We start from the raw sequence: 5,273 nt of genomic DNA on the forward strand, positions 1-5,273 counted from the left end.
TGCAGGGATCAGTTGTTACTTCTTTTATTAGCTGAGACCGGATTTCGCATTGGAGAGCTTTTAGGGGTACGTTATGTGGAGGACATTGATTACCAGGGGTGTCGGATACGCGTTGAACCAAGAGTAGACAATGAAAATAAAGTGCGTGCAAAATATGAGGAAGACAGGTGGGCAAAGGTTAGCAAAGATACTTTTGACATTCTGCTCTTTTACTATGCTAAGTACAGAAAATTATTGCGAGAATCAGAATATTTGTTTATTACATTATCTGGAGAACATGCCGGACAAGCGTTAACAGAAGATGCAGTCAATGCAATGCTTCGCCGTTTACAAAAGAAGACACAGATTAAAGTTACATCTCATATGCTCAGGCACTATTTTGCAAACGAGCGTCGGAAGAATGGATGGAGTTTGGAATTGATCAGTCAGGCGCTGGGGCATAGGAATCTACAGACAACTATTAATTATCTGAACATTAGCAATGAAGAGTTGGTTGAAGCAAGTGAAGAGCTTTTTCGCAAAAATGCAGCATTATATATGGCGGACAAATTGTTATAGGAGTTGGTTAAATATGACAATGGAAGTGGTTAATTGTTTTCATGAAGAAAAGAAGAATGTCGAATATTTAGAAAGACAGATAGAGGAGTGCCCGGTAAGGGAAAAGAGATTTATAAAGCGTGGGATAGAGTATTTGTATTTGAAAAATGTGTATGATGTAACAGAAATTGAAGATAGTTTGATTGATTCGTATGCACTATGGCTTCAGGAACATGAAATTAAAGACAGAAAGTTGATAGGTGTATACCAAAAATCTTTACGGGATTGGAGAATGTTTCATAAGCAAAAAGAATTTGTAAAACTAAAAGAAGAGCTGGAAGAATGTGACACAGTAGAACAGACTCTTAAGAACAAAGTGTATGCATTTATGGTGGAGAAGAAGATATATAGTTTGGAAGAAATTGACTGGGATGTCAGGGTGAGTTATGAACAATATCTGGAGAAAACCATAAATAAAAGAAATCGTCCATGGTATCTAAGCGGCTTAGATAAACTAAAGTTATTTGATATTAAAAAAAGAAATAACAGTATAAGGGAAACTAGAATTCGGTTAAAGTATCAAGAGAAGAAAATTTACTTGGGTTATCATCCCGATTATAATTTGGCAAAGGAATTTTACTATTGCAAGGATGCAGAAGGAATTATATGGGATTTTTCAATTAAGACATCACAGAGATTGAAATATCAGATTTTTACAGTTCTAAATTATGCATTAGGAAACTTTTCGGAACGTAAATTACGGCGGGGGTATCTTGCCCCTTTGCATTTCTTTTATGTGTATTGCATAGACAGAGGCATTTCGGATCTAACACAGTTAGAGCAGAACCAGATTGATGAGTATTTTAGTAAAGCAAAAGAAGTTCCGCTTGTAAATAACCGATATCCTCAGATTGTGGATAAAGTACAGAGAATCCTTTTTTTACAGGCTAAAGATATCAACTGGGATGCAAATGTATGGTATTTGGAGCGTTTCCAGTTTGATATAACCCGTTATGATCCGACAAGACCGGTAAAACGTATTTCGTTTTTAGATATATTAGATAAACATAACCGAGAATATTTAAAGATGTATGTAAAATATCAGTTGAGTGTAACTGGGGCTTCTGTTCAAAATATATGGGCACGGACGTATATTACAAAAGCTTTTCTGCGTTTTCTTGATCAAAAAAAACTTGCAGTAGATAAATTGACTGCAGCAGAGATTGATTTATATATGAGAGAATTGCAAAAGGAATGTGTTGAAATTGCAACATTTAACGATAAGGTGGCTGAAATCCATTGCTTTTTTAGGTTCCTGACAGCGAGGGGACATTATAGCAAGGTTCCTTTTTATCCAGAATATTATATAAAGCGGGAACCAGTACCGCATCATTATCGGTCTGTACCACAGAATACGGTGACGGAGATCTTACAGAATTTAAACCAGTTGCCAGAAGACATGAGGCTTATGTATCTGCATTTATGGTGTTTAGGGTTACGAATCAATGAAGTATGTTCCATAAAACGGGAAGGATATTATCTGAAGGAAGGGGTTGCTTGGCTTAGGATTTATCAGCACAAAATGAAGATGGAAAAGGTAATTCCAATCCCGATGATATTATATCGTAGCATGATGGTTTATATAGAACGAAAGAAAATCGGTATAGACTCATATGTGTTCCAAAATTCCAAAGGAGGACCATTTTTGTCAACACACTATTGGCATGAAATGGTGGCATGGTGTAAAAAACAGGGAATCAGATGCGGAGATCATGTGTTCCAAACGCACGATTATCGGCATAGTGTAGCTACAGCCTTATACGAACGTGGGGCATCCATACAGGCAATCCGGGAATTTTTAGGTCATAAACATGAAAATATGACAAGACGGTATATTGACTGTATTCAGAAACATGTGGATATGTCAAGTGAACAATATTATAAAGAACAGAAAAGTTTGGTAAGCGAATGGAGAGGAAGTGACAAAGATGGAAACTAGGATTTACATAAAAGATCTTCCTTGCTATCAGAGAAAAGGAAGTATTTCTGAAAAAAATATTAGAGTTATGGAACAACATTTTTATAATTTGGATCTTTTGACAATGGAAGGGCAGAAAAAGGAAATGGAAACATTCATACGAAGCCGCGGAGAAGAGTTGAGTATGTCTACCGTAAATGGAGACATAATTCTTTACAATCTACTTGCTAGATTTATGAAAGCTAAATATCCGTTTCTGCACAGTTTCAGGGCAATACCAGAAGAAGTCCTTGTTAAGAAATTTAAGGCATGGCTATTAAATCATGGATATCAAATCACGCGAAAGCATCATATGAAAAGTATGGGTAAGAATTTACAAGAGGATGCGGCACCAATCAAGTATCTACGTCTTCTGCTTCGTTATTTGGAACCAGAAGATAAACGGTCAGAATGGGAAAAAGATGTGTGGAAACTGGAAAATTTGGGGTTTGAGGTCAGACAGAATCCGATAGATGTGATAAGGACAATAAAATTTACTGGAATCATACAGGAGACAATAAGGGAAGAGGTAAAACGGGCATCTTATATTCGGATTAAATATTTATCGGTAGGTTCGCTACAGGGAGAGATACGTGCGGTAAGACGGTTTTCTGAGTTTCTTGCCAAGAGAAATCCAGAAATTAAAAGTTTAGGCGAAGTAGGGCGGTTAAATATTGAAGAATACTTGACTTACATCAACCTGGAAAGAGGTCAGGAAAGAAACTTAAAAACAGAAATGGCAAATTTAAAAAACATGCTGCAGCAGGTTGGAAAAGTGATTGACAAGCCCAAGTTGGGGAAATTGTTTATTAAGCAGGATATGCCAAAAGCACCGGAAGTAGCATTTAAAATTTATTCTGACGAGGAAATAAAGCGTTTGAATTATTATATTGTCAATATGGAAGAACAGGTGGCACGTGCGCTGATCCTGCATCAGATGCTTGGCGGAAGGATTTCTGATACACTTACCTTGCGAACAGACTGCTTATATCAGGAAAACGGGCATTATATTGTTCGAATGTATCAGGTAAAGACCTCTTATTATGAAAAACCGATTCCAGATGATGTGGCTAAGTTAATTCAAAAATCCATGGAGTATACATACGAAAGGTATGGGGGAACGGAATATGTATTCGTAAATGAGTCGAACCCTTCCCTGCCGTTTCAATATTCTATGCTGAAACACCGTGTATATACATTGATACACGAAAATGATATTTGCAAAGACAACGGAGAACGAATGGGCTTTGCCACACATTTATTCCGGCACTGTTATGGCATGAAACTTGTGGAACTGCATCTGGATGATGCTGCTATTGCACATCTATTAGGGCATAGAGGAGTGAATACGGTATATAGGTATCGGCGGGCAAGCGGAAAGCTATTGGTAAAGGAAACCGAAGAATTAAGAAAGACGATGGATGAGATTTTGAGTGAAATTATTAAGGAGTGGGATGGATATGAGCAAGTATTCCAAAATGGTTGAGTCTAATCAAAAGGCAAGTAAGGAAAAAATAGACTGCGCAATCCGCACAATCAAAGAAATGCTGGATAAGGAAGAGCAACTTTTGGTCTGTGAACTAGTCCGGAAAACAGGATTGTCAAGGGCTTTCTTCTATAAGAATCCGACTGTAAGCAAGTTTTTGAATGAGGCAAGACAGAAGCAGGAAGGCAAGGTGTTCCATCAGAAAAAGAAAGTGATTCTGGATTATGCTCTGGAGCGGCAGAATGAGCTGATAAAAATGGAGTATGAAAAATCTCAGAAAGAGAATAAGGATTTAAAGGCAGAGAATGAAAAGTTGAAGAAAGCTCTTAAGAAAAAAGAAGTTGCGTTTATTAAAGGATTGTAAAAATGTAAAACAGATAGAATTTTCAAAATATGAGGGAATTCTATCTGTTTTACTAATAGCGGAAAGAAGGGATTAAACCGTCGGCATCTCCATATTAAACAATTTTGTATCATTTTGATCATTAAAATTCACTACATAAATATGTTCTTTTATTTTATTTAGCTCAGAAGTTGAAATATTTGAATCCTCTCCAATACTATTATTTATAAATCGTTGTTTTACCTGTTCTTTGTCTTCTTCAATATCTAGGGTATAATTATATATAATCAATTCGGATCCGTTTTCTTTTAGTGAATAAAAAATATGTTCCCACCACCAAGAATCAGATTTCCCTATTGACATTCCATAAATTATAAATAGTTTTGTATTTAAAAAATCACTAGAATATCTTATGTCTGCCCTCGTCCAGTAAGATTTTATAAAAAATCGATCTTCATCTGTAAATTCATTGTATCCTTTGCGCTCATATCCAAAAAGAATGGATTTAGGAATCGACTGAATTCCGTTTGGATGTACAATATCTAATATTACATTTGAATACAATATATCATTATTGATTTTAAAGTGAAAATTATTAGATGATGTTTTATAAATAACAGGTTTAAATTGTTGTCTATCCAAATCAATATAGTTATCTAATAAGCTTGTATAATTAAAATTATAAAATTTAAAAACAAACAATTGATGGTGTCCATTTTTGATCACATTCTTAGAAAAATTCATATTTTGCAAACTGTCTGTATCAAGATCCCCCAATATATTTTCTAAAGAATTTATGGCCCAATTATATTTCGTTGCATTTGATCCTATTTCTTTTATGACTTCAGTAGTAACAATGTTGGATAAGAACATGGAAAATAATGTTTGTA

The 5,273-nt window shown here is 35.4% G+C and carries 5 protein-coding genes; 4 read left to right on the forward strand and 1 reads right to left on the reverse strand.

What is annotated here, in order from left to right:
• The 4 genes from WMO25_RS14380 to WMO25_RS14395 all read left to right on the forward strand — a co-directional run.
• Positions 1 to 558 (forward strand): tyrosine-type recombinase/integrase (locus tag WMO25_RS14380; protein WP_349085872.1); only part of this gene is annotated, 558 nt, incomplete at its 5' end.
• A gap of 13 nt (positions 559 to 571) precedes the next feature.
• Positions 572 to 2,536, forward strand: a complete 1,965-nt coding sequence (locus WMO25_RS14385) for a tyrosine-type recombinase/integrase (protein WP_186279103.1) — start codon at positions 572 to 574, stop codon at positions 2,534 to 2,536.
• A gap of 340 nt (positions 2,537 to 2,876) precedes the next feature.
• A complete protein-coding gene (locus tag WMO25_RS14390; protein WP_349085873.1) occupies positions 2,877 to 4,040 on the forward strand; it encodes a tyrosine-type recombinase/integrase in 1,164 nt (387 codons plus the stop codon).
• Positions 4,015 to 4,404: a DUF6262 family protein gene (locus WMO25_RS14395; protein ID WP_055303597.1), complete on the forward strand. Its 390-nt coding sequence runs from the start codon at positions 4,015 to 4,017 to the stop codon at positions 4,402 to 4,404. Before WMO25_RS14390 ends, WMO25_RS14395 begins: the two co-directional genes overlap by 26 nt.
• Before the next feature lie 72 nt (positions 4,405 to 4,476).
• Here the strand turns inward: WMO25_RS14395 and WMO25_RS14400 are convergent.
• A partial coding sequence (locus tag WMO25_RS14400) for an AbiH family protein (protein ID WP_349085875.1) occupies positions 4,477 to 5,273 on the reverse strand: 797 nt, incomplete at its 5' end.

The organism is Coprococcus intestinihominis, assembly GCF_040096555.1.
Lineage (GTDB): Bacteria > Bacillota > Clostridia > Lachnospirales > Lachnospiraceae > Coprococcus_A > Coprococcus_A intestinihominis.